This window comes from Pseudomonadaceae bacterium SI-3 (assembly GCA_004010935.1).
In the GTDB taxonomy this organism is placed as follows: Bacteria; Pseudomonadota; Gammaproteobacteria; order Pseudomonadales; family Pseudomonadaceae; genus Stutzerimonas.
In genome coordinates this window covers 134,136-159,192 of record CP026511.1, presented here as the reverse complement: position 1 = coordinate 159,192, position 25,057 = coordinate 134,136, and the positions used below count along the sequence as shown (strand labels likewise).

21 protein-coding genes are annotated in these 25,057 nt (G+C 62.4%); 12 read left to right on the top strand and 9 right to left on the bottom strand.

Going from position 1 to position 25,057, the window contains the following annotated elements; translation table 11 throughout:
• The first annotated feature begins 13 nt into the window (after nucleotides 1-13).
• A complete protein-coding gene (locus C1896_00760; protein AZZ47467.1) occupies nucleotides 14-1,933 on the top strand; it encodes a hypothetical protein in 1,920 nt (639 codons plus the stop codon).
• Nucleotides 1,934-2,560: 627 nt separating this feature from the next.
• Here the strand turns inward: C1896_00760 and C1896_00755 are convergent.
• Nucleotides 2,561-5,305 (bottom strand): DNA polymerase I, encoded by a 2,745-nt coding sequence (locus C1896_00755; protein ID AZZ43581.1) that lies wholly within the window; start codon nucleotides 5,303-5,305, stop codon nucleotides 2,561-2,563.
• Between the two features lie 76 nt (nucleotides 5,306-5,381).
• Here C1896_00755 and C1896_00750 point away from each other — a divergent pair, with 76 nt between their 5' ends.
• From C1896_00750 to C1896_00740, 3 genes are all read left to right on the top strand, one after another.
• A complete protein-coding gene (locus C1896_00750; GenBank protein ID AZZ43580.1) occupies nucleotides 5,382-5,663 on the top strand; it encodes a DUF2782 domain-containing protein in 282 nt (93 codons plus the stop codon).
• A gap of 30 nt (nucleotides 5,664-5,693) precedes the next feature.
• Nucleotides 5,694-6,644: a homoserine kinase gene (locus C1896_00745; protein ID AZZ43579.1), complete on the top strand. Its 951-nt coding sequence runs from the start codon at nucleotides 5,694-5,696 to the stop codon at nucleotides 6,642-6,644.
• 410 nt (nucleotides 6,645-7,054) lie between these two features.
• Nucleotides 7,055-8,428 carry an LOG family protein gene (locus C1896_00740; protein AZZ43578.1) on the top strand — a complete coding sequence of 458 codons (1,374 nt, stop codon included), beginning with the start codon at nucleotides 7,055-7,057 and terminating at the stop codon, nucleotides 8,426-8,428.
• 144 nt (nucleotides 8,429-8,572) lie between these two features.
• Here C1896_00740 and C1896_00735 read toward each other — a convergent pair whose 3' ends face one another.
• On the bottom strand, nucleotides 8,573-9,352 hold the full coding sequence (locus tag C1896_00735) for a Zn-dependent hydrolase (GenBank protein AZZ47465.1): 780 nt from the start codon (nucleotides 9,350-9,352) through the stop codon (nucleotides 8,573-8,575).
• Nucleotides 9,353-9,443: 91 nt separating this feature from the next.
• On the opposite strand from C1896_00735, the gene C1896_00730 reads away from it, so the two are divergent.
• Nucleotides 9,444-10,412, top strand: a complete 969-nt coding sequence (locus C1896_00730) for an AraC family transcriptional regulator (GenBank protein ID AZZ47466.1) — start codon at nucleotides 9,444-9,446, stop codon at nucleotides 10,410-10,412.
• Between the two features lie 141 nt (nucleotides 10,413-10,553).
• Here C1896_00730 and C1896_00725 read toward each other — a convergent pair whose 3' ends face one another.
• The 3 genes from C1896_00725 to C1896_00715 form a co-directional block, all read right to left on the bottom strand.
• Nucleotides 10,554-11,249, bottom strand: a complete 696-nt coding sequence (locus C1896_00725; protein AZZ43577.1) for an NrdJb — start codon at nucleotides 11,247-11,249, stop codon at nucleotides 10,554-10,556.
• 48 nt (nucleotides 11,250-11,297) lie between these two features.
• Nucleotides 11,298-13,448: a ribonucleoside-diphosphate reductase, adenosylcobalamin-dependent gene (locus C1896_00720; protein ID AZZ43576.1), complete on the bottom strand. Its 2,151-nt coding sequence runs from the start codon at nucleotides 13,446-13,448 to the stop codon at nucleotides 11,298-11,300.
• Nucleotides 13,449-13,600: 152 nt separating this feature from the next.
• Nucleotides 13,601-14,626 (bottom strand): zinc ABC transporter substrate-binding protein, encoded by a 1,026-nt coding sequence (locus C1896_00715; protein ID AZZ47464.1) that lies wholly within the window; start codon nucleotides 14,624-14,626, stop codon nucleotides 13,601-13,603.
• Between the two features lie 64 nt (nucleotides 14,627-14,690).
• Between C1896_00715 and C1896_00710 the strand changes: the two genes are divergently transcribed.
• From C1896_00710 to C1896_00695, 4 genes are read left to right on the top strand one after another with little or no spacing between them, the layout of a single operon-like run.
• Nucleotides 14,691-15,176 carry a Fur family transcriptional regulator gene (locus tag C1896_00710; protein AZZ43575.1) on the top strand — a complete coding sequence of 162 codons (486 nt, stop codon included), beginning with the start codon at nucleotides 14,691-14,693 and terminating at the stop codon, nucleotides 15,174-15,176.
• Nucleotides 15,173-15,943, top strand: coding sequence for a zinc ABC transporter ATP-binding protein ZnuC (locus tag C1896_00705; protein AZZ43574.1), 771 nt, complete (start codon nucleotides 15,173-15,175; stop codon nucleotides 15,941-15,943). Before C1896_00710 ends, C1896_00705 begins: the two co-directional genes overlap by 4 nt.
• A gap of 5 nt (nucleotides 15,944-15,948) precedes the next feature.
• A complete protein-coding gene (locus C1896_00700; protein AZZ47463.1) occupies nucleotides 15,949-16,734 on the top strand; it encodes a zinc ABC transporter permease in 786 nt (261 codons plus the stop codon).
• Nucleotides 16,735-16,756: 22 nt separating this feature from the next.
• Nucleotides 16,757-17,242 (top strand): metal-dependent hydrolase, encoded by a 486-nt coding sequence (locus tag C1896_00695; GenBank protein AZZ47462.1) that lies wholly within the window; start codon nucleotides 16,757-16,759, stop codon nucleotides 17,240-17,242.
• A gap of 90 nt (nucleotides 17,243-17,332) precedes the next feature.
• On the opposite strand, the gene C1896_00690 is transcribed toward C1896_00695, so the two are convergent.
• Nucleotides 17,333-19,477: a catalase HPII gene (locus tag C1896_00690; GenBank protein AZZ43573.1), complete on the bottom strand. Its 2,145-nt coding sequence runs from the start codon at nucleotides 19,475-19,477 to the stop codon at nucleotides 17,333-17,335.
• A gap of 260 nt (nucleotides 19,478-19,737) precedes the next feature.
• On the opposite strand from C1896_00690, the gene C1896_00685 reads away from it, so the two are divergent.
• The 3 genes from C1896_00685 to C1896_00675 are packed head-to-tail and all read left to right on the top strand — an operon-like array spanning nucleotide 19,738 to nucleotide 22,251.
• Nucleotides 19,738-20,757, top strand: coding sequence for a methionine ABC transporter ATP-binding protein (locus tag C1896_00685; GenBank protein AZZ43572.1), 1,020 nt, complete (start codon nucleotides 19,738-19,740; stop codon nucleotides 20,755-20,757).
• Nucleotides 20,757-21,434, top strand: coding sequence for an ABC transporter permease (locus C1896_00680; protein AZZ43571.1), 678 nt, complete (start codon nucleotides 20,757-20,759; stop codon nucleotides 21,432-21,434). The genes C1896_00685 and C1896_00680 overlap by 1 nt, the downstream gene beginning before the upstream one ends.
• A 43-nt stretch (nucleotides 21,435-21,477) precedes the next feature.
• On the top strand, nucleotides 21,478-22,251 hold the full coding sequence (locus C1896_00675; protein AZZ43570.1) for a methionine ABC transporter substrate-binding protein: 774 nt from the start codon (nucleotides 21,478-21,480) through the stop codon (nucleotides 22,249-22,251).
• A 134-nt stretch (nucleotides 22,252-22,385) separates the two neighbouring features.
• On the opposite strand, the gene C1896_00670 is transcribed toward C1896_00675, so the two are convergent.
• Genes C1896_00670 through C1896_00660 form a run of 3 tightly spaced genes read right to left on the bottom strand, consistent with a single transcriptional unit; the run spans nucleotide 22,386 to nucleotide 25,010 of the window.
• The gene (locus tag C1896_00670) at nucleotides 22,386-23,018 is read right to left on the bottom strand and encodes a cytochrome c oxidase assembly protein (protein AZZ43569.1); all 633 of its coding nucleotides are present in this window, start codon (nucleotides 23,016-23,018) and stop codon (nucleotides 22,386-22,388) included.
• A 20-nt stretch (nucleotides 23,019-23,038) separates the two neighbouring features.
• Nucleotides 23,039-23,938, bottom strand: coding sequence for a protoheme IX farnesyltransferase (locus C1896_00665; protein ID AZZ43568.1), 900 nt, complete (start codon nucleotides 23,936-23,938; stop codon nucleotides 23,039-23,041).
• A gap of 10 nt (nucleotides 23,939-23,948) precedes the next feature.
• Entirely contained in the window at nucleotides 23,949-25,010 is a 1,062-nt protein-coding gene (locus C1896_00660; GenBank protein ID AZZ43567.1) for a cytochrome B, read from the bottom strand.
• Between the last annotated feature and the right edge of the window lie 47 nt (nucleotides 25,011-25,057).

Genomic DNA, 25,057 nt, shown 5'->3' with positions numbered 1-25,057 from the left:
GCTCACTGCGGTCATGGCGTTCGACAATGTGTGCCAGGCCGAGCTGCGCCTGACCCTGGATGACGCCGACCTGCAACCGGCCGAACGGGCAGCCAGCCAGCAGTTGCTGGACGAAGCGGTAGCCGCGCTGCCGCCGCGCATGATGGAACGTCTGGACCGGGACGTCCGCGTCCGCTGGCATGACGGGCTGACCCACGACGTTTATGGAAGTGCCGGCGGCAACCTGCTGCTGCTCAATCGGCGCCTGTTGCCAGCACTGACCGATGGCAGCGCGGCCAATCAACGTACGGAACGACCGCACGGCACGGTGCGGCGCGAGATGCTGGCGACACTGGTCCATGAGATTGCCCATCTGTATGACCGCGCCCACCTCTGGTCAGCGGAAACCCATCGGCAACTGGGTTTCTGTAATCAACGTGCCGGCAGCCTCGGCCTGGTCGGGTTGCCGGACAGTTGCCGCGGCCAGACCGAGCGCCGCTTTACCCTCAGTGATGATCCATATCTGCTTGATCTTGCTGGCTGGCCGCAACGCGTCGGCGAGCGTGGCGAGCGCGAGCGCGAAAATGCGCAACAGGCGCGCAGCCCCGATGCCTATGAGCTGACCAGCCCACTGGAATTCGTTGCGGTGAACCTGGAGTACTTTCTTCTGGACCCCAGCTACGCCTGCCGTCGGCCGCTGCTGCATCGCTATTTCACTGAGCATTTCGGCTGGCAGCCGGCCAGAGCGGAGGCATGCAAAGGCGCACTGCCGATCCTCAATGCCGGACATGACTTTGCGCGCACCCCGCTGATCGAGCTCGACCCCGAGCGCGTCTACGCCGTTGACTATCTGTTCGCCGAGGCCAACGACGCATGGGTCAGTCGCTGGGGCCACAGCATGCTGCGCCTGGTTATCTGTGCGCCAGGTCGGCCGCGCGGGTCAGACTGCCGCCTGGATCTGGACCATCATCTGGTGCTGTCTTTCCGCGCCTTCGTTGGCGACGTGCAGCTGTCGAGCTGGGACGGACTCACCGGCGTCTATCCGTCACGTCTGTTCGTCCTGCCGCTGGGCCAGGTGATCGACGAGTACACCAAGGTCGAACTGCGCAGCCTCGCCTCGATTCCGCTGAAACTGCAGCGTGAGGAGATCGAGAACCTGGTGACCCGCAGCGCCGAAATGCACTGGAGCTACGACGGTGATTACTACTTCCTGTCCAACAATTGCGCGGTGGAAACGCTCAAGCTGCTACGCAGCGGCACCGCCCGCTCCGAACTCGTTGCGCTGGACAGCATCCTGCCTAGCGGCCTGCTGGAACTCCTGATCAGCCGTGGCCTGGCCGATGCCAGCGTACTCGACGACCCACAAGAGGCGCTGCGCCTGGGGTATCGCTTCGATTCCTACCGTGATCGCTACCAGGCCATGTTCACCGTGCTTCGCGAGCGTCTGGGCTTGCCGCAGACGGACGTCGAAGCCTGGCTAGCGCTCAGCGCCGAGCAACGCCGTCCTTGGATTGAAAAGGCCGACCTGCGCGCCAGCGCTGCCCTGCTGCTGGTCGAACAGGCGGCGCTGCGCCGGCATCTGCTGCTGGCTCAAGAAGAGTTGAAAAATCGTTATCTGAGCGGCCGCGAGCACGGCGACAGGAGCCTGGCCAAGGCGGACGAAACCCTGCAGGGCATCCTCGCCAACAGCGGTTATCTGAGCCAGCCGGCGCAATTGCTCGACGGCAACGGCTACGGGCTGCCGCAGGCCAGCGAATGGCAGCGCCTGGAGTCGGAAAGCAACCAACGCCAGGCGCGCTTGAATCAGCTTACCGATGCGCTGAATGCCGAGGTGCGCCTGTTGCTCGGCGAAGAGCGGCGGCTGGAGTTGGAAAGCGTCGAAGCCAATCTGGCGCAGATCAGTAAACACCTTCGCGGATTGCACAAGGCCGGCGGAGGTCTGCAGCTACCCTGACGCCCGTCCGCCGCGCCGTGCCGTGCCCCCGTTAACGCCGATCTCGTAGGCCCCAGCTTGCTGGCGATACACATCCCGCGCAGCGTCCCAGGTCATGCGCAACGCCCATAATCACGGGCAAGAATTGAGGCGCCTCCCTCGCTCCTACAAAGCGAAGCGGATCGGCAGCGCCACATGAAGGCGCAGCCGGAGGCACCTGCCAGCAACGTGCCGGTACTTTTTCCGAGGCGAAAAAAAACCTCGAACTTCGTTGGGGGAGGGGGAAGTTCGAGGTCTAAATCCGGAACGCCATAGGCGTATCCAGAGATCTGCCAACACTTAACACAACAAGGAGCATCGAAGGGCTTTTACACCCTTCGTAGCCTATGACCAGGCTTTCGATCCGTCAGTTCAATACGGATCGAAAAATAATTTCATAACAAGGCATGGCCGCTCTAAAACGGGGCGTCCCGAGGCTGCACGAACGCGACGCGCCCTTGTCCAGCCGCCCCTCACCTCGTTTTCACGCAGCTTTCCTAACCTGGCGCTTTCCGCCAACGCCCCTTTCCGACTATCCGCGGTAAGCGCTGACGTCCGTTTGCTCGCCGCTGAGCGAGCCGACTACAGAACGTCGACTCGCAGATGCCGTCAGTGCGCTTCGTCCCAGTTATTGCCGACGCCCGCCTCGACCAGCAGCGGCACGTCCAGCTGGGCTGCTCCGCTCATCAACGGAAGAATCTGCTCGCGAACCTGCTCGACCAGATCTTCACGGACCTCGACCACCAGTTCATCGTGCACCTGCAGGATGACGCGCGCATCCAGCCCGCTCTCTTGCAGCCAGTTGTCCACCGCGATCATGGCGCGCTTGATGATGTCCGCCGCGGTGCCCTGCATCGGCGCGTTGATCGCCGTGCGCTCGGCACCTTTTCGCATGGCGCCATTTTTCGAGTTGATCTCGGGTAAATACAGCCGCCGGCCGAACAGCGTCTCCACATAGCCCTGCTCCGCGGCCTGGGTGCGGGTGCGTTCCATGTAGGCGAGCACGCCGGGATAGCGGGCAAAGTAGCGGTCGATATAGGCCTGTGCTTCGCCACGCGAAACGTCGATCTGCTTGGCCAGGCCAAAGGCGCTCATGCCATAGATCAGGCCGAAGTTGATCGCCTTGGCGCTGCGCCGCTGATCGTTGCTGACCTGGTCCAGCTCGATGCCGAACACTTCGGCCGCCGTGGCACGGTGGACGTCCAGGTCGTTCTGGAAGGCGTACAACAGCCCGGCGTCCTGCGCCAGGTGCGCCATGATGCGCAACTCGATCTGCGAATAGTCGGCGGCCAGCAGTTTGTAACCCGGCGCCGCGACGAATGCCTGACGGATCCGCCGGCCTTCTGCCGTGCGGATCGGGATGTTCTGCAGGTTCGGATCGCTGGAGGACAACCGTCCGGTCGCGGTCACGGCCTGGTGGTAGCTGGTGTGGATGCGCCCGGTGCGCGGATTGATCTGCTGCGGCAGCTTGTCGGTGTAGGTGCCTTTGAGCTTGCTCAAACTACGGTGCTGCATGATCACCTTGGGCAGCGGGTAGTCCCGCTCAGCCAGCTCGGCCAGCACGCTTTCCGCCGTAGACGGCTGACCGCCAGCGGTCTTCGACAGCACCGGGCAGCCAAGCTTGTCATAGAGGATCGCGCAGAGCTGCTTCGGCGAGCCGAGGTTGAATTCCTCACCGGCAATTTCGAACGCCTCACGCTCCAGCTCGACCAGCTTGTTACCCAGCTCGACGCTCTGCAGCCCGAGCAGATTGGCGTCGACCAGCGCGCCGTTGCGCTCGATGCGCGCCAGCACCGGCACCAACGGCATCTCGATCTCGTTGAGGACCTTGAGCAGAGAGGGCGTGGCCTCGAGCTTGCTCATCAAAGTCTGGTGCAGGCGCAGGGTGACGTCGGCGTCTTCGGCGGCGTAGGGTCCGGCCTGCTCGACGGCGATCTGGTCGAAGGTCAGCTGCTTGGCGCCCTTGCCGGCGATGTCCTCGAAGCGGATGGTGCCGCGGCCCAGGTACTTGAGCGCCAGGCTGTCCATGTCATGGCGGGTCGCGGTGGCGTCGAGCACGTAGGATTCGAGCATGGTGTCGAAGGTCATGCCGCGCATCTCGATGCCGTAGTGCATCAATACATTCATGTCGTACTTGCCGTGCTGGCAGATCTTGCGCTTACTCGGGTCTTCGAGCAGCGGCTTGAGGGCGGCGAGCACGGCATCGCGATCGAGCTGCTGCGGCACGCCCATGTAGCTGTGGGCCAGCGGTACGTACGCCGCTTTGCCCGCCTCGATGGCAAATGACACGCCCACCAGCTGTGCCTTCTGTGCATCAAGGCTGGTGGTCTCGGTGTCGAAGGCAAAGCAATCGGCGGCCTTCAATTGTTCAAGCCAGGCGTCGAACTCGGCTTGCTCGAAAATCGTGCTGTACTCGGCTTCGGCCTGGATCGAACAGCCCTCGGGCTGCACCTCGCAATCCTCTCCGGCGGCCTTGGCTTCACGCAGCAGATCGTCGAGCCAGTTCTTGAACTCCAACTCGCGATACAAGGCGATCAGCGCCTCGCGGTGCGGCTCACCGGGCATCAGGTCGCCGACCTGCACGTCCAGCGCCACATCGATCTTGATCGTTGCCAGCTCGTAGGACATGAACGCGGCGTCACGATGCTCCTCGAGCTTGGCGGCCAGCGACTTGGCGCCGCGAATCGGCAGGTCGCAAACCTTGTCGAGGTTCTCGTAGAGCCCCTTGATGCCGCCTTCGATGCCGTTGAGCAGGCCGCAAGCGGTCTTCTCACCAACGCCAGGAACACCGGGGATGTTGTCGACCTTGTCGCCCATCAGCGCGAGGAAGTCGATGATCAGCTCCGGGCCAACGCCGAACTTGTTCTTCACGCCTTCGATGTCATAGACGCTGCCGGTCATGGTGTTGACCAGGGTGACATGCGGACACACCAGCTGCGCCATGTCCTTGTCGCCGGTGGAGATGATCACGTCGCGTCCCAGCGCCGCGCATTGGCGCGCCAGTGTTCCAATCACGTCGTCGGCTTCGACGCCGTCGACGCACAGCAGCGGCATGCCAAGGGCGCGGACGCTGGCGTGCAGCGGCTCGACCTGACCGCGGAGGTCGTCGGGCATCGGTGGTCGATGGGATTTGTATTCAGCGAACAGCGTGTCGCGGAAGGTCGGGCCCTTGGCATCGAAGACCACCGCGAAGGGGCTGTCCGGGTATTGCCGGCGCAGCGACAGCAACATGTTCAGCACGCCCTTGACCGCCCCGGTGGGCTTGCCGGTCGAGGTGGTCAGCGGCGGTAGGGCGTGGAAGGCGCGGTAGAGGTAGGACGAACCGTCCACCAGAACGAGGGGCGCTTGGCTCATGAGCAGGATCAACCTTTTCGACGGGTCCGCGGCTAGAATGCACAGGACCACTTGACGACAAAGGGACAAGGTTATCATGCGCACATTCAAACCTTTGCTGCTGGCCGGGCTGCTGGCACTGGTGCCGCTGAGCGGTTTCGCTCAGGAATCGGTCGATGGCGAACCCGACGTCACGATTCGCCAGGAAGGTGATCGCACGGTTGAGGAATACCGGGTCAACGGCTTCCTCTATGCAGTGAAGATCACGCCCAAGGTCGGCAAGCCGTACTTCCTGGTACGCGCCGATGGCGACAGCAACTTCATTCGCGCCGACAAGCCGGACATGCTGATCCCGGCCTGGGAAATCTTCAGCTGGTAACCTGGCGCCACACGTAACGGAAGGCAGCTCATGTCGGTTTTCACGCCCCTGCAACGCGAAGAACTCGAAGCTTTCCTGGCCCCTTATGGACTGGGACGCCTGCGCGATTTCGAGGGCATCGCCGCTGGCAGCGAGAACAGCAATTTCTTCGTCAGCCTGGAACAGGGCGAATACGTCCTGACCCTGATCGAACGCGGCCCCAGCCAGGATCTGCCGTTCTTCATCGAACTGCTCGACGTGCTTCATCGTCACGGTCTGCCGGTGCCCTACGCGCTGCGTACCGATCGCGGTGAAGCGCTACGTACGCTGGCGGAAAAGCCAGCTCTGCTGCAGCCACGCCTGGCCGGCAAACACGTCAGTGCACCCAACCCCCATCAGTGCGCTGAAGTGGGTCGATTACTGGCGCGACTGCACCTGGCGACCCGCGACCACATCATCGAGCGGCGCAGCGACCGTGGCCTGGACTGGATGCAGGAAGAAGGCCCGAGCCTGGCGCTGTCGCTAGACGACGCTCAAATGCCGCTGCTGCGTGACAGCCTTGCAGAGATTGCCGAGCTGAAGCCGAAGCTTCTGGCGCTGCCGCGAGCCAACCTGCACGCTGACCTGTTCCGCGACAACCTGCTCTTCGAGGGCAGCCACCTGACCGGCGTGATCGACTTCTACAACGCCTGCTCCGGGCCAATGCTCTATGACATAGCCATCGCCCTTAACGACTGGTGCTCGCACCCCAACGGCGAGATCGATGAGACGCGCAGTCAGGCATTGCTGGCTGCCTATTCCAGCCTGCGCCGCTTCACCCCGGCCGAGGCCGAACTATGGCGCCCGATGCTACGCGTCGCCTGCGTGCGTTTCTGGCTGTCGCGCTTGATCGCCGCGCAGAAGTTCGCTGGCCAACCTGTGTTGATCAAGGACCCCGACGAATTCCGCCGTATGCTCAACGCCCGTCAGCACTGCCACAGCGCCCTGCCGTTTGCCTTTTAAGGCCCTCTTCAAGCGGAAGGCCGGCCCGCGCCGCGTGCCGGAAAAACCCTTCACGCCGTGCGCAATCAAACAGCCATGCTCGCGGTCAAAGTTCCTGCACCTAAGACCGTACGGGATGTACGTATGAACAGAGCAATGCCCCAGGAGGGGATTTCAGGAACGTTTTCGCCGGTTAAACGTCAAGTACAGCCCGTCCAGGCGCATCGTCGCACCCGGAAAGATACAGCCGGCACCAGCAAGCAGCTTGCGGCTATGGGTTTAGCCGCTGCGCCGAGCAGCAACCCTGTCCCCTGGCGCACTGCCCGCTCGGACGGCCCTATTCATACGCCGCTGCCCACCGCCGTGGCGCTCAACATCCTGATGCACCTGCCCGTCTCGGCCAGGCCGCATTGTTTTCAGGGAAAACACGCATGACCTCACGCTATGTAATCAATGCCTCGGTTACCCCGAAAGGTAGTCTGGAGACGCTGTCCCAACGGGAAGTCCAGCAACTGAGCGAAGCTGGTTGTGGCAGTACGTACACGCTGTTCCGCCAGTGCGCCTTGGCCATTCTCAATACCGGCGCGCGCATCGATAACGCCAAGACCATCCTTGAGGCCTACGACGACTTCGAAGTACGTATCCACCAACAAGATCGTGGTGTGCGTCTGGAATTGCTCAATGCGCCGGCCGATGCCTTCGTCGACGGCGAGATGATCGCCAGCACCCGCGAAATGCTATTCAGTGCGCTGCGCGACATCGTCTACACCGAAAGCGAACTGGGAAGCCCGCGCATCGACCTGAGCAGCTCCCAGGGCATCACCGATTACGTCTTCCATCTACTGCGCAACGCTCGCACGCTGCGTCCCGGCGTCGAGCCGAACATGGTGGTGTGCTGGGGCGGACACTCGATCAGCACCGAGGAATACAAGTACAGCAAGCGCGTCGGCCACGAGCTGGGCCTGCGCAACCTGAATATCTGCACCGGCTGCGGCCCTGGCGTGATGAAGGGCCCGATGAAGGGCGCGACCATCGCTCATGCCAAGCAGCGCATCGTCGGCGGCCGTTACCTGGGCCTGACCGAGCCGGGCATCATTGCCGCCGAGGCGCCGAACCCGATCGTCAACGAGCTGGTGATCCTGCCGGATATCGAAAAGCGCCTGGAAGCTTTCGTCCGCGTCGGTCACGGCATCATCATCTTCCCCGGCGGCGTCGGCACGGCGGAGGAATTCCTCTATTTACTGGGCATTCTGCTACACCCGGACAACCGCGACGTGCCCTTCCCGGTCATCCTCACCGGCCCGGAAAGTGCCGCGCCGTATTTGCAGCAGCTGCGTGACTTCGTCGGCGCCACCCTCGGCGAAAAAGCACAGGGCTTGTACCAGATCATCATCGACAACCCGGCCGAGGTAGCCCGGCAGATGTCCGAAGGCTTGAAAGCGGTCAAGCAGTTCCGCCGTGAGCGTAACGACGCCTTCCATTTCAACTGGCTGCTGAAAATCGAGGAAGGCTTCCAGCACCCGTTCGACCCGACTCACGAAAACATGGCCAGCCTGCAGCTGACCCGCGACGTGCCGCCCCATCTGCTGGCGGCGAACCTGCGTCGGGCGTTCTCCGGGATCGTCGCGGGTAACGTCAAGGACAAGGGGATTCGCCGCATCGAGCAGTTCGGCCGCTACGAAATCAATGGCGACACGGCGATCATGAAGCCCCTGGATGAGTTACTGCAGGCATTTGTCCAGCAACACCGGATGAAACTCCCCGGCGGCCGACCCTACGAGCCGTGCTATCGCGTGGTGACCTGACGGAGCGGGTCGTGGGCGATGCAGCATAGGCGTCCGATCTGTCGTGGAGCCGCAAGCAGCAGCTGCGCTCCCCCTCGGAGCCCCGGCCCATCTCCGCATCATGGAAACCATGCACGCCTCCATCGCTGTCTGTTGAGTATCGGCTCAATCATTCACTGTTAACGTCTGCCCATCGGCCGGGATGACCAGCCGGTGGGCCACACCGGCGCCAATCGCTGCAGCTGCCAATTCCGCTCGGGTAACTGGGCAATGGCTGATCGCTTCTAGATGGTTGGCAATCACCCTACCCCGACTCAGTCGCGTGAACTCAAGCACCTCGTCTACGCCCATGATGATCTCGTCGCCTATGTCGAAACGGGCCCCCCCGGCGGGAACGACGCTGACCTGAGGTTGATGCCGCAAGACGAACTCCCGAACTGTCGCAGTGAGAAGGGTGTCGCCAGCCAGATACAGGCTGGGCTCGTTGGGTAGCTCAATCAGATAGCCGACGCCGTGCTCCATCAGCTTCCCGACCAGGCCCTTGCCATGAGTGCAGCCGACCGTGCGGATAACCCCACCCAGAAACGGGCTTGGCTGTTCATGATTGTCAGGAAGCGACTGGACATTCAGGCCACGTTCCGCGAGATGCGACGCATCGTGCGGGGTGCAGATGACGGGCGTCTGCCGCTCTCTAAGCCAGTGCTTGGCTGCGCGGTCTAGGTGATCGAAGTGGCCTTTCTGGCAGTGGGTAATCAAGCAGTGCGTCACGTCCTCGAGCGCATCGCCTGTTGAATCGGGCAGCTCAACTACCGGGTTTCTCTGCCTAGCGGACAGTATCCGCAAGGGAGGAAGCGCTCCTTTTCTGGCCAGCATGGGGTCGACGAGAATGCGGTAAGGACCCAGTTCGACAATGATTGTGGCGTTGCGAATTTGCTGAATTTTCATGATGAAGCCCCCTTCAGGTATGACTTCATGGTGCCAATCCATCGCCGTCGCCATAATGGCCAACTTAGACATATTCAGTTCATTTCAAGCCATGACCAGACCCCTTCAGGTAGGCCTTCTCCTGTACCCCGGTTGCATGCCTGCCGGGCTGCTCGCTTTTGCGGATATGCTGCATGCCGCCAACCGTCGAACCGGGCAGCAGCTTTTTGAAACGCGCTTCATGGCCTTGCATAAAGGGCCGATTGCCTGTGCCCATGGCCTGATTCTGGAAGCAACACACGCCATCCATGACGGTTCGCTCGAAGCCTTACTGATACCTGGGTTCTGGGCAGAGTCGGCGGAACATATCGACACGGCGTTGGCAGCCAATGCAGACCTCGTGGCGGCCTTATCGATACGAGGAAAACGTTGCCAGTTATGGAGCTACTGCGTGGGTGTTTGCCTGGCTGCTGCGAGTGGTCGGCTGAGTAATCAACACGCGACCGTGACCTGGTGGTTGGCTGACACCATGCTCAAGCGTTATCCGAAGGTTCGCTGGCAGATCGAGCAAAACTGCATTTTCAACGAGCACAACGCCACCGCTACGGGAGTGAATGGCTATCTACCCATTGCACAGTCGCTGATCGAGCGACACGTCAGCCCAGCGATCTTTCGTGACCTCATCAAATTGATGGTGCTCCCACGCCCTGCACAGGCACATGACGTCTTTCAGGCCATAAGCCTCATCAAGCAGCCCAGCACGCTACTCCGTCAGGTACACGCCCTAGTGGAAAGGCTGCCGGCCGACCAAATCACCCTGTTGAAGCTGGCGTCTGAACTTGGCATGTCCGAGCGCACGCTGGCACGCAAGGTGAGAAGCGAGGCAGGCGTACCGGCGGCCACCTATGCACGGCGCATCAAGCTGAGCCAAGTCGGTGAACGCCTCACCCTGACCTCAGCACCGGTCAACGCCATCAGTACAGAGTTGGGTTTCAGCAGCGACGCCAACATGCGACGGATGTTCAAGGATTTGACTGCACTCACTCCGGCAAAGTATCGACAGCAATTTTCTCGCTGCTAGTCGCTGGGCAGATTGGTTCTGCCAGATACGCCGGCGTATCGCCCGCTTGCTACAGCGGCTGGCCAGGTTTTCTGGTAGCCAGTGGGTTGGCCCTAGCCCCGATAACGGCCCAACCGGCGTTAGCCCCAGCGCCGCCAACCCTCAACCACACTTGGAATTGCCGCAATTCAGGCAAGTCGCGCAGCCATCCATCTGGACCACCGCCTGGGTGTTGCACTTGCTGCACAGCTGCGCACCGGCCGGGAAGCCCTCGCCCGGCTCGACGGTCACCGCCCCCTGGCTGGCCTCGTAAGCGGCGCGCTTTTCCGCCAGGTACTTGAGCTGAGTCTCGTCCAAGGCATGACCTTCGAGCATGCCGATGTGGATTAGGTGGCGCTCCAATACGCCGCCGATCTCCGCCACGATGGACGGCATATAGACGCCGCCCTTTTTCAGATAGCCGCCGCGGGGATCGAACACCGCTTTCAGTTCCTCGACGAGGAAGGTGCAGTCACCCCCCTTGCGGAACACTGCAGACATGATCCGGGTGAGCGCGACGATCCACTGGAAGTGGTCCATATTTTTCGAGTTGATGAAGATCTCGAACGGGCGTCGCTGCTCGTGGGGCGTGCCGGCGTTGAGCACCACGTCGTTGACGGTGACGTAGAGCGCATGTTCGAACAGCGGCGACTTGATCTTGTAAGTCATGCCGACAAGTGTTTCGGGGCGCTGCAAACTTTCATCCATTTCCACCACGGTGGCCTTGCCAGTGGCGTTGTCGGCGGTGACGGCGGGGCGCTCCAAGGTCTCGTCGACGACCTTGAAGCCCTTGATGCGCTGAGTGATCTTTACGGTCATTGCATGTTCTCCACGGACGGTGCGGGCCGCCCGGCTATCAGTCGGGACTCAGTATTTGCCGTAGTAGCCTTCTTTCAAGGCGTCGAACAGGTTGGCGGCAGAATTGACCTCACCGTCGTACTCGACCTCTTCATTGCCTTTCAGCTCGACCACACTGCCGTCCTCGAGAATGAAGCGGTACAGGGTCTTTTCCAGATCCGCTTCCTTGACCAGCACACCCTGGAACGCCGCCGGATTGAAGCGGAAAGTGGTGCAGCCCTTGAGACCTTGGCGCCAGGCATAGCGGTAGATGTCCTTGAACGCCTCGAATGGGTAGTCGGTGGGCACGTTGGCGGTCTTGGAAATCGACGAGTCGACCCACTTCTGCGCTGCGGCCTGAATGTCGACGTGCTGCGTCGGGGTGACGTCGTCGGCGGTGATGAAGTACTCCGGCAGTTGCTCGCCCGGCTCGGTCGAGCCCGGCTTGGCGCGCGAGTTGATCAGCGTGCGATAGGCCAGCAACTCATAGCTGAACACCTCGATCTTTTCCTTGGCCTTGCGCCCCGCGCGGATCAGGTTGCGTGAATAGTGATGGGCGAAGCTTGGCTCGATGCCATTGGAGGCGTTGTTGGCCAGGCTCAGGCTGATGGTGCCAGTGGGCGCGATGGAGCTGTGGTGGGTGAAACGTGCGCCCTGCTCGGCCAGCTGATCGATCAGCTCGGGTGCGTATTCGGCGATCTTCTGCATGTAGCGCGAATACTTTGCGTGCAATACGCGGCCCGGCACCTGATCGCCCAGCTTGTAACCATCGGCTTTCATTTCTGGACGCTTGCGCAGCATCTCGGCGGTGACTTCGAAGATTTCGGTCAGCAGAGGCGCCGGGCCTTTTTCCTTCGACAGATCCAACGCCTGCTCCCAGCCAACCAGCGCCATCTCCCGCGCAACCTCTTCGGTAAATACGCAAGCTTCGGCGCTGCCATAGCGCAGTTTGAGCAATGTCAGTGCCGAGCCGAGCCCTAGGAAACCCATGCCGTGGCGGCGCTTGCTCTCGATTTCGTGGCGCTGCTGCGCCAGCGGCAGGCCATTGATCTCCACCACGTTGTCGAGCATCCGGGTAAACACACGCACCACTTCGCGATACTTGTCCCAATCGAAGCGCGCATCGGCGCCGAAGGGGTCAATGACGAAGCGGGTCAGGTTGATCGAGCCCAACAGGCAAGAGCCGTAGGGCGGCAGCGGCTGCTCGCCACAGGGATTGGTCGCGCGAACAGCTTCGCACCACCAGTTGTTGTTCAACTGGTTGACCCGGTCGATGAGGATGAAGCCCGGCTCGGCGTAGTCGTAGGTGGACACCATGATCATGTCCCACAGATGTCTCGCCTTGACCCGCCCGTAGATCTTGCAGGCCACGAGGCCGTCGTCGCGGACGATGTAGCCGTCATGGCTCGGCCATTCTCGCCACACCACCTGTTCGGCATCGGCCAGATCAAGCTCGGCTTTTTCCTTCATGTGCAGCGGAAAGATCAACGGCCAGTCCGCATCGCTTTCCACCGCCTGCATGAACTCGTCAGTGATCAGCAAGCTGAGGTTGAATTGCCGCAGTCGGCCGTCTTCACGTTTGGCGCGGATGAATTCGCGCACGTCCGGATGGCCGACGTCGAAGGTGCCCATCTGCGCCCCGCGGCGCCCACCGGCCGAGCTGACGGTGAAGCACATCTTGTCGAAGATATCCATGAACGACAGCGGGCCGCTGGTGTGCGCGCCCGCGCCGGAGACGAAGGAGCCGCGCGGGCGCAGGGTGCTGAACTCGTAACCGATGCCGCAGCCGGCCTTGAGGGTCAGACCGGCCTCGTGAACCTTGCCGAGGATGTCGTCCATCGAGTCGGTGATGGTGCCGGAGACGGTGCAGTTGATCGTCGAGGTGGCCGGTTTGTAGTCCTGCGCGCCGGCGTTGGAAATGATCCGCCCGGCGGGGATGGCGCCGTTGCGCAGCGCCCAGAGGAAGCGTTCGTACCAGTGCTCGCGGGCACCCTGTTCTTCCACATCAGCAAGCGCGCGGGCAACCCGCTGCCAGGTGGCGTCGACGCTGTCATCAACGGCGCTACCGTCCTTGCGGGTCAGGCGGTATTTTTGCGCCCAGATGTCTTCGGATGCCGTCTGAAGAGCGATTTCTGGGGTGGTTTTCGTCTCTGCCGTGATGGGCCCGTCCGTCTTCGCCATGCGCTGCGCATCCTCGTGTCGATGGAGTGGAAACCAAAGAACGAAGCATAGCCACGAGCGCCAGAAGCACTATGACGCGCATCAAGTCGGCCGACGGACGACCCGGACAAGCGCCGGGCGGAGCGTTGCCGCCGAGCGCTATGAACCGAGGGTCAGAGCGATTCCAGACATTCCGCCAGCGAGCGACCGAGGTTATCGATCAACTGCTCGTAGCCGCCCGCCGAGGCGTCGATGCCGTGACCCAGCGCGTCCAGCTCGGTGACCTTCACTGGCAGCCCCCGGATCAGACTATCCGCCAGACGCGGACGAACCGGTGGCTCGTAGAACACGCAGCTCGGGCCGGCCTGTTCCAGACGCTCTCGCATGGCGGCAACATGCCGCGCGCCGGGCTGGGCTTCGCCACCGGCGCTGAATACGCCGGCGTGTTTGATCCCATAAGCGGCTTCGAAATAATCGAAGGCTTCATGGAAGACGAAGAACGGCTTGGTTCGGGTTTCGCTCAGGCGCTGGCTGAGCCGCTTATCCAGCGCATCCAGCCGCTGCTTGAATGCGGCCAGGTTGGCTCTGTAGCGCTCGGCGTTGGCCGGGTCGGCCTTGGCCATGTCCTGTGCCATGCCTTCGGCGATGGTCACCGCATTGGCGGGCAACAACCAGAGGTGTGCGTCCAGGCTGCCGGGACGATGGGCGTGGTCGTGTTCGTGTTCGTCGTGGTCGGCGGCCTGGGCGGCGGCGGCTTCATGAGCGTGGTCGTCATGCTCTTCATGTGCCTGCTCGGAGTGCTCGCCGTGCGCCTCGTGTGCATGCTCGTCGTGACGATCATGCTCGCCGGCTGCGTCGCCGAAGTGGCGCAGGGTCAGTCCGGGCAGCGACTGTATCGCCACGCTCGGCCGCTTGCGGCCTTCCAGCACCGGCGCGAGAAAACCTTCCATGTCCGGGCCGATCCAGTAGAACAAATCGGCGCTGCGAATCTGCCGTACGTCGGACGGGCGCATTGCGTAATGGTGGGGCGAGGCACCCGGCGGCAACAGAACGGCAGGCTTGCCGACACCGTCCTGAACGGCAGCGGCGATCAGCTGCAGCGGCTTGATGCTGGTCAGCACCTCGATCTCGGCATGGGCTTGGGCGCTGCTGAACAGGCTCGCGGTCACTAGAAGCGGTATCGAAAAAAGACGAAACACGGGCAACACTCGATTGAACTGAATGGGTAACATAATAACGTCTCTCAACCACATCGTCTCGCTCATGCCCAAGTCTCCGCTGGCCTGCACGCCCCACGACCACAACCACTGCGTCAGCCATGCTCTGGCCGAAGCCGACCTCCTCTGCGAACGTTCCGGTGTGCGCCTGACCGCCCTGCGCAAACGCGTACTGGAGCTGGTCTGGCAGAGCCACAAGCCGCTCGGCGCCTATGACATCCTCGCCGAGCTGACGGCCCAGGACGGCCGCCGCGCCGCGCCGCCTACCGTTTATCGCGCGCTGGATTTCCTGCTTGAGAACGGGCTGGTGCACCGCATCGCCTCACTCAACGCGTTTATTGGCTGCAATCACCCCGAACACCCGCACCAGGGCCAGTTTCTGATCTGCCGCAACTGCCATACCGCCATTGAGCTTGAGCGACCGGCCATCAGCGAGGCCATCAACCAGGCCGCGCACAGCGTCGGTTTCCAAGTCGAGGGTGAGACAGTCGAGGTCGTTGGTCTGTGCGACCCCTGCAGGAACGCGGCATGAACGAAGCGTTGATCCGCCTGGACGATATTCATGTCCGCTTCGCCAACCAGGCGGTGCTCGAAGGCGCCCAGCTGCAGGTCCATCGGGGCGAGATCGTGACCCTGATCGGCCCCAATGGCGCCGGTAAGACCACTCTGGTGCGCGCCGTGCTCGGCCTGCTCAAGCCGGACAGCGGCACCGTCTGGCGCAAACCCAAGCTGCGCGTCGGCTATATGCCGCAGAAGCTTAACGTCGACCCGACCCTGCCCCTGTCCGTACTGCGCTTTCTGCGCCTGGTGCCGGGAGTGGATAGAGCCGCGGCGCTGTCGGCGCTTAACGAAGTGGGCGCCGAGCACGTCATCGACAGTCCGCTGCAATCGGTTTCCGGCGGCGAGATGCAACGGGTACTGCTGGCCCGCGCGCTGCTCCGTGAACCAGAGCTGCTGGTGCTGGACGAGCCGGTCCAAGGTGTCGATGTGGCCGGCCAGGCCGAGCTCTACCGGCTGATCGGACGATTGCGCGAGCGCTATGGCTGCGGCGTACTGATGGTGTCACACGACCTGCATCTGGTGATGAGCGCCACCGATCAGGTGGTCTGCCTGAATCGCCACGTCTGTTGCTCCGGCCACCCGGAACAGGTCAGCGCTGACCCGGCGTTCGTCGAACTGTTCGGCCAGGATGCCCGCAGCCTGGCGGTCTATCACCATCAGCACGACCACAGCCACGACCTGCACGGCAGCGTAGTGACCGGCAAACCTCACGTCCACGGCCCGAACTGCAAGCATTGATCGATATGCCAGATTTCCTACTGAATGCCCTGCTCGCCGGCCTCGCGCTGGCGTTGGTCGCCGGCCCACTTGGCTCCTTCGTGGTCTGGCGGCGGATGGCCTATTTTGGCGATACCCTGTCCCATTCCGCCCTGCTTGGTGTGGCGCTGGGTCTGATGCTCGAGGTCAACCTGACCCTGGCGGTCATCGTTTGCTGCGTGCTACTGGCGGTGCTGCTGGTGACCTTGCAGCAGCGCCAGCCACTAGCCTCCGACACGCTGCTGGGCATTCTCGCCCATAGCACGCTGTCGCTCGGACTGGTGTCGCTGAGCTTCATGCAGGACGTGCGCATCGACCTGATGGGTTATCTATTCGGCGATCTGCTGGCCGTCAGCCCGACCGATCTGGCCTGGATCGTTGGTGGCAGCGCCTTGGTGCTGCTGGCGCTCATCCCGCTATGGCGACCCTTGCTAGCGGTTACCGTGCACGAGGAACTGGCCAAGGTAGAAGGCTTGCCGGTGGCCGCCATCCGCCTGGCCCTGATGTTGTTGATCGCGATGGTGATTGCCGTAGCGATGAAGATCGTCGGTGTGCTGCTGATCACTTCACTGCTGATCATTCCGGCCGCTGCCGCTCAGCGCCATGCACGCACGCCGGAACAGATGGCCCTGGGTGCCAGCCTGCTGGGACTGCTGGCGGTCTGCTGCGGACTTGCATTGTCCTGGTATCAGGACACGCCGGCCGGCCCGTCTATTGTCGTCTCGGCGGCCGCGATATTCCTGCTCAGTTTTGCCTGGCCGCGTAGGACCTAACGCAATGGCTGCTGCGCCGGCCATGCTCAAATACCTGCAGGGTTACCCCGAATCATTGCAGCAGCAGGTTCGCCAGCTGATCGCCGAGCAGCGGCTGGGCGACTACCTTGAGCGCCGCTATCCGCAGCGCCATCAGGTGCAGAGCGACAAGGCGCTGTATGGCTACGTCCAGCAGTTGCGCCAGAGCCACCTGAAAAGCGCGCCGAACATCGACAAGGTGCTCTACGACAACCGCCTAGACCTCACCCATCGCGCGCTGGGCCTGCACACCGCCGTTTCACGCGTCCAAGGCGGCAAGCTGAAGGCGAAGAAGGAGATCCGCGTCGCTGCGCTGTTCAAGGAAGCGGCGCCGGAATTCCTGCAGATGATCGTCGTGCATGAGCTGGCGCACCTGCGCGAGAGCGATCACAACCGCGCCTTCTACAAGCTCTGCGAACACATGATGCCGGGTTACGCGCAGACCGAATTTGACTTGCGCTGCTACCTACACTGGCGCGAGCTGAGCTGAGCTGAGCTGAGCTGAGCTGACACACAGCCTCCAGGCATAAAAAAAGGCGGCTCGGAACAAACCGAGCCGCCTCTGGACATGCCGCTACGATCAGGCCGGCACTTGCTCCGCAGCCGCCTCGCGCGCCCAGATGCGATGCTGCGCCAGGGCCTGGGCGAACGCCGTGAATACCCGAGCCACATCACCGTCATCACCGGTCACCAGACCGGCATCCTCCGGCAGGTTGAGCGCAGTGAGCAGCTGCCGCGCCTCGCCCAGTACCGCGATGGGCTTGAGGTGCTTGTAGGCCTCGAGCAGGTAGTGCTTAGCCACGCCATTCTTGGCCATGGCCTGCACGCTCTGCGCGCCGCCCGGGACGAAGACCGCGTCGAAGGCGATCGAGGGCATGCCATCCATCGCTGCATCAGGCGTGAGCATCGTGCCGTCAGCCGCCTTGACCGGAGCCGGTGACGGACCGATCAGTTTGGCGATTGCACCCTCGTCTGCCAGCTTCTGCTTGAAAGCCTCGATAGCCTTACCGTCCACACCGTTGGCGATAAGGATGGCCACTTTGCGCGACTTGATGTTGCCGGACAGGTGATTCATCAGGCTCAGAGCCGGCGAGCTGGCCGGGTTCGGCTGCTTGAGGCTGATGGTCGGCGCCGTCGGCGGTGTCACCCCGATGTTTTCAGCAACCCGGCGAGCCAGTTCCAGATCGATATTAGCGAGGATCTCGTTGACCTGACGCTCGCGGATGAAGACGCGCTCGACCTTGCCCAACTCGAAGCTGTAGGCGCCGATGATGTGCTCCTTCTCCGGGGCGCTCATGCTGTTCCAGAACAAAGTCGCCTGGGAGAAGTGGTCGCCGAACGAAGGGCTGCGTGCCCGCACCTTATGGCCTTCCATGCGCTCCGGATAGCTCTCGAACCCGCCGCCGCTGGCTGCTGGCGGGGTTTCTTTCGGCCAGCCGCTGTCGATGGAGTTAGGCTCGTAGTTAGCGCGGCCCTTGTTGATGGTCTGCCGGTGAAACGCATCACGCTGGTTGTTGTGTACCGGCGCAATCGAGCGGTTGATCGGGAGTTCGTGGAAGTTCGGCCCGCCCAAACGCAGCAATTGGGTATCGGTGTAGGAAAACAGCCGGCCCTGCAGCAGCGGATCGTTGGTGAAATCGATGCCGGGCACGATGTGGCCGATGTGGAAGGCGGCCTGCTCGGTTTCGGCGAAGAAGTTGTCCGGGTTGCGGTTGAGCGTCATCTTGCCGAGCTTCTGTACCGGCACCAGCTCTTCCGGAATGATCTTGGTCGGGTCGAGCAGGTCGAAATCGAACTTGTGCTCGTCGGCCTCTTCCACCACCTGCACGCCCAGCTCCCACTCGAAATAGTCGCCCATCTCGATGGATTCCCAAAGATCGCGGCGGTTGAAGTCCGGGTCCTTGCCGGCGAGCTTCAGCGTCTCGTCCCAGACCAGGGAGAAGGCGCCAGCTACTGGCTTCCAGTGGAATTTGACGAAGCGGCTCACGCCCTCGGCGTTGATCAGGCGGAAGGTGTGCACGCCGAACCCTTCCATGGCACGCAGGCTACGCGGGATACCGCGGTCGGACATGGCCCAGATGACCATGTGCGCCGACTCGGGGGTCAGTGAAACGAAGTCCCAGAAGCTGTCATGGGCCGACTGGCCCTGTGGGATCTCATTGTGCGGCTCGGGTTTGACCGCATGCACGAAGTCGGGAAACTTGATCGCATCCTGAATGAAGAACACCGGCATGTTATTGCCGACCAGGTCGAAGATGCCTTCGTCGGTGTAGAACTTGGTGGCGAAACCGCGCACGTCACGCACGGTATCGGCCGAGCCACGCGAGCCCTGCACCGTGGAGAAACGCACGAATACCGGGGTTTCCTTGCCCTTGCCGGCCAGGAATGAGGCCTTGGTCAGCGCGCTGTGGTCGTCATAGCTGACAAACACGCCATGGGCAGCCGAGCCGCGGGCGTGCACGATGCGCTCGGGGATGCGCTCGTGGTCGAAGTGGGTCAGCTTCTCGCGCATGATGAAGTCTTCGAGCAGCGAGGGTCCCCGTTCGCCTGCCCTCAGCGTGTTCTGGTTATCAGCGATCTTGACGCCCTGGTTCGTGCTCAGGGCCTCGCCCGTGGCATCGGAGCGAAAGGTTTCGAGCTGATCGAGCTTGGCGTTGTGGTTCTTGCGATCGACAGTGTCGGTACCGGCGAGCTCGCTGTTCTTAGGATCTTTGTTGTCCGTCATCATGGGCCTCGGTTGAGCGGGTGTGCTGAACCGCGAAGAAATCGGGCCATGCGGCCCAACACTTGATCAATTCACGGCGTACCAGTTAGTGACCCGATAAAGCCGCTCAAGGTTGCGAGCTGCGACGATTTGCTCAGACTATAGAGGCGATGGCTTGTCTCAATCACCGCAGTTCGCTACGCCCGCCCGCTGCAAATGCGTAGAATGCACGCCTTTCGCCACCATCCAGGCACATACGACCGCACCCACAAGGTTCGCCCGTGATCGAATTTCAGCAAGTCCACAAAACCTATCGGGTTGCCGGCCGGGGCACTGCTCGAGAAGTGCCGGCGCTCAAGCCGACCGAACTGACCATCGGTGCAGGCGAAGTGTTTGGCCTGATTGGCCATTCCGGTGCGGGCAAGAGCACCTTGCTGCGCCTGATCAACCGGCTGGAAGAACCATCCGGTGGCCGCATCCTGGTTAACGGAGAAGACGTCACGGCGCTCGACGCCAACGGCCTGCGTCGCTTCCGTCAGCGGGTCGGGATGATCTTCCAGCACTTCAACCTGCTGATGTCCAAGACTGTGGCCGATAACGTCGCCATGCCGCTGCGCCTGGCGGGTAACCACTCACGCGGCGAGATCGACAGCCGGGTCGCCGCCTTGCTCGACCGCGTCGGCCTGAAAGATCAGGCGCGCAAGTACCCGGCGCAATTGTCGGGCGGCCAGAAACAGCGCGTCGGTATCGCCCGCGCGCTGGCGACCGAGCCGGACATTCTGCTCTGCGACGAAGCCACCAGCGCTCTCGACCCGCAGACCACTGCTTCGGTGCTACAGCTGCTCGCCGAGATCAATGCCGAGCTGAAACTGACCATCGTGTTGATTACTCACGAGATGGATGTGATCCGCCGTGTTTGTGACCGCGTCGCGGTGATGGATGGCGGTGAGATTGTCGAACAGGGGCCGGTCACCGAGGTATTCCTGCACCCGAAGCATCCGACCACGCAACGTTTCGTCCTTGAAAACGAAGCGGTCGACGAAGGCGAGCAGCACGATGATTTTGCCCATGTCCCCGGCCGAATTCTGCGCCTGACCTTCCAGGGTGAAGCCACCTACAAACCGCTGCTCGGCACCGTCGCCCGGGAGACCGGTGTGGATTTCAGCATCCTCTCGGGACGCATCGACCGCATCAAGGACACCCCCTACGGCCAGCTGACCCTGGCGCTGGTAGGGGGCGACATGGGTGCTGCCCTGGCCCAGCTGGATGCAGCTGACGTGCACGTGGAGGTGCTGCGCTGATGGACGCCTTGTTTAGCTCTTTGTTGGGGAATGTCGACTGGTACGAAATCTGGCTGGCGACCCTGGACACCCTGCTGATGCTCGGCGGGTCGCTGCTGTTCACCATCATCCTCGGCCTGCCGCTGGGCGTGCTGCTGTTCCTCACCGGCCCGCGCCAACTGTTCGAGAACGGCCCGCTGTACGGCTTTCTGTCCTTCGTGGTGAACGTGCTGCGCTCATTGCCGTTCATCATTCTGCTGATCGTGATGATTCCCTTCACGGTGCTGGTCACTGGCACCTCGCTGGGCGTGGCGGGGGCGATTCCGCCACTGGTGGTGGGTGCCGCACCGTTCTTTGCGCGACTGGTGGAAACCGCGCTGCGCGAAGTCGACCGCGGCATCATCGAGGCCACCCAGGCGATGGGGGCCACCACCCGGCAGATCATCTTCAATGCCCTGCTGCCCGAGGCTCGCCCAGGCATTATTGCTGCCGTAACCGTCACCGCCATCACGTTGGTTTCCTACACCGCCATGGCTGGCGTGGTGGGTGCAGGCGGGCTCGGCGACCTGGCCATCCGCTTCGGCTATCAACGTTTCCAAACCGACGTCATGGTCGTCACCGTGGTGCTGCTGCTGGTCCTGGTCCAGGTACTGCAGAGCGTCGGTGACAAGTTGGTAACGCATTTTTCAAGAAAATAACTGCCTAACCGGCACCGATACAGGAACCCACAAGGAGCCCTCCATGAAAAAACTGCTTGCCGCCTTTGCCGCTGTCGCGGCTTTCTCCGCCCAAGCTGCCGACGAGCTGAACGTCGCTGCCACTGCCGTCCCGCATGCGGAGATTCTGGAATTCATCAAACCCCAGCTGGCCGAACAGGGCGTCGACCTGAAGGTGAAAGTCTTCACCGACTACGTGCAGCCGAACATTCAAGTGGCCGAGAAACGTCTGGACGCCAACTTCTTCCAGCACCAGCCGTACCTGGATGAGTTCAACAAGGGCAAGGGCACCGAGCTGGTCAGCGTTGCTGGCGTGCACATCGAGCCCTTCGGCGCCTACTCGAGCAAACACAAGTCGCTGGACGAGCTGCCCAATGGCGCAACCGTGGTGATCCCCAACGACGCGACCAATGGCGGCCGCGCCCTGCTGCTGCTGCAGAAGGCCGGTGTGATCACGCTGAAGGATGGCGCCGGCATCACCGCCACGCCGAAGGACATCGCCGAGAATCCGAAGGACATCAAGATTCGTGAGCTGGAAGCCGCCACCCTGCCACGGGTGCTGACCCAGGTCGACCTGGCGCTGATCAACACGAACTACGCCCTGGAAGCCAAGCTGAACCCCACCGAAGACGCCCTGTTCATCGAAGGCAACGACTCGCCGTACGTGAACATCCTGGTCGCCCGCCCGGACAACAAGGACAGCGCCGCCATGCAGAAGCTGATTGAAGCGCTGCACAGCGAAGAGGTGAAGCAGTTCATCAATGAGAAGTACAAGGGCGCCGTCGTACCGGCGTTCTAAGCGCGATGGCAGGAGGAGCGGCGCACAGCGCCGCCCCGTTGCACTTGAGACAGGCCCGCCACGTGCGGGCCTTCTTGTTTCTAGCAACGGCAAATCAGGGTGGTGTTTAACCGCTCCTGAGCCGAGGTTAACCGTTACTCCAGTGCAAGCACGGCCGGCAGCTGCTCAGCCAGCTTCTCGGTACGCAGCGGCCCGCGGACGAAACCGCGCAGACGGCCGTCCGGGCCGATCAGGGCAAGGTTGCCGCCGTGGTCGACGGTGTAGTCCTCTTTCGAGGTATCGGCAGGGATGAAGGGTACGCCGACGGCATTGGCGAGTTCCTGGATGTCGTCCAGCGAACCGGTCAGGCCGATAAAGCCGGCGCCGAAGTATTCCAGGTACTTCTTCAGCTGTTCCGGCGTGTCTCGCTCGGGATCGACGCTGACCAAAACCGGTTGCATCCGCTGTTTCGCGTCTTCCGGCAGTTTAGTGCGCAGCTGCCGCAGTTCCGCGAGCGTCGCGGGGCAGATGTCCGGGCAGAAGGTGTAGCCGAAAAACAGCAGGTTCCAACGTCCCTTCAGCTGCTCCATGGATACCGGCTCGCCGTCCTGGTTGGTCAGCGTCAGGTTGGGCACATCGCGGCCCTGAGGCAGCATGACGATGCCGGCATCGAGCAGGTCGGCGGTATCGAGTTGCTGCTCGGTATTGAGCACCTTGTAGACCGTCAGGCCAATGACCAGCGCAACCAGCGCCACTAGAACAATTACGGTTTTCTGGATGCGTGTCATGAAGGTCCTTGGCGGCCGGCTTAGAAGGTCAGCGGCAGATAATGATCAACCAGCAAGGCGATGAACAGCGCAAACAGGTACCAGATGCTGAATTTGAAGGTCTTGATGGCGGCATGCGGGCGGCTGTCGCGATAGAGCACCACGGCCCAGAACAGGAAGCGCGCGCCCAGCAGCACGGCCGCAGCCAGGTACAGCGGGCCGCTCATGTGAATGGCGAAAGGCATGACGCTCACGGCCAGGAGCATCGCGGTGTACAGGAGGATATGCACTTTGGTGTAGTGCTCGCCGTGGGTCACTGGCAGCATCGGCACGTTGACCTTGGCGTACTCATCCTTGCGGTGGATGGCCAGCGCCCAGAAGTGCGGCGGCGTCCAGGCGAAGATGATCAAAACCAGCAGCAGCGGTTCGGCCGTCACCTGCCCGGTTACCGCAACCCAGCCGAGCAGCGGCGGCGCGGCGCCTGCCAAGCCGCCAATCACGATGTTCTGCGGCGTGGCGCGTTTGAGAAAGCCGGTGTAGATCACCGCGTAGCCGATCAGCGAGGCCAGCGTCAGCCATGCCGCCAGTGCATTGGTAAAGGTCAGCAGCAGGGCCATCCCGGCAACGCTGAGCACCAGGGCGAACAGCAAAGCCGCGACTGGCGCGACCCGTCCTTGTGCCAGCGGCCGCTTGTGGGTGCGCGCCATTTCCAGGTCGATGCGCCGGTCCACCACATGGTTGATCGCCGCCGCGCCACCGGCACAGAGGGCGATGCCTAGGTTGCCGAACACCAGAACGGTCCAGGGCACGCCTGAGCGCGTCGCGAGAAACATGCCCACCAAGGACGTGATGAGCATCAGGACCACCACCTTCGGCTTGGTCAGCTCCAGATAATCGCGCCAGATGGCTTGGGCGCCGCGTTCGCTGATGAGAGTGGCCATGGGGTTCTCCTTATGCGCGAGGCAGGTCGAGCCTGCTCGTCGTGTTCGAATTCAGATGCGGCTGAGGCGCCTGTACGGCGTCAACCGATGGGGCCAGGCGGAGGCGATGGTTGATCAGCACGGTTACCAGCAGCAGCAACGCACCGCCGCCGTTATGGGCGACCGCAACCGCCAATGGCAGATTGAGCAGCACGTTGCTGATGCCCAGCGCGATCTGCAGGGCCAGGGCGGCGACAAGCAACGCGGCCAGACGCGACAGGCCGTGACGCCAGAGCTGCCAGGCCAGCGCCAGCAGAATCAGCGTCAGGGTCAGTGCACCGAGTCGGTGTGTCAGGTGAATGGCGGTACGCGCCTCGCCGTAAAGCATGCCGCCGAGATAGTTCGGGCCGATGTCGTGATGAGTCAGGTTGAAGGCATTGGCGAAATCCATCTGCGGCCACCACTGGCCATGGCAGGTTGGGAAATCGGTACAGGCCACCGCCGCGTAGTTACTGCTGACCCAGCCACCCAGGGCCACCTGGATGATCACCGCGAACATGCCGATCAGCGCGAAGGTTCTGAGCCTGCCCGGCACGCTCGGCATCGCCGGCCTCCGGCCGGACAGGCGCAGCGTCAGCAGGAACAAGAGGCTCAAAGTGGTGAAGCCGCCCAGCAGGTGCGCAGTGACCACCTGTGGCCAGAGCTGCAGGGTGACGGTCCACATGCCGAATGCCGCCTGAGCGATGACCACCACGAGCAGCAGCAAGGGAAGCTTGAGTGGCTGTCCCGGCTCGGCGCGGCGGCGTAGCGCCTGCACTGCGAGCCCAAGGATGAGCAGCCCCAGCGCACCGGCGAAATAACGGTGCACCATCTCGTTCCAGCCCTTATGAACCTCCAGCGGGGCATCCGGGAAGCGCATCGCGGCCAGACTTTGCTTGTCCTCGCTCATAGGGACGCTGAGAAATCCGTAGCAACCGGGCCAGTCCGGGCAGCCCAAGCCGGCATGGGTCAGCCGTGTATAGGCGCCAAGCAGCACAACCACGACAGCCAATAGCGTGGCGACAAGGGCGAGGCGGTAGCCGGGTTTTGCCATCTGGTTCTCCTTGGGCAGCCTTTCTGGGACTCCAGCGAGGCGGCCGA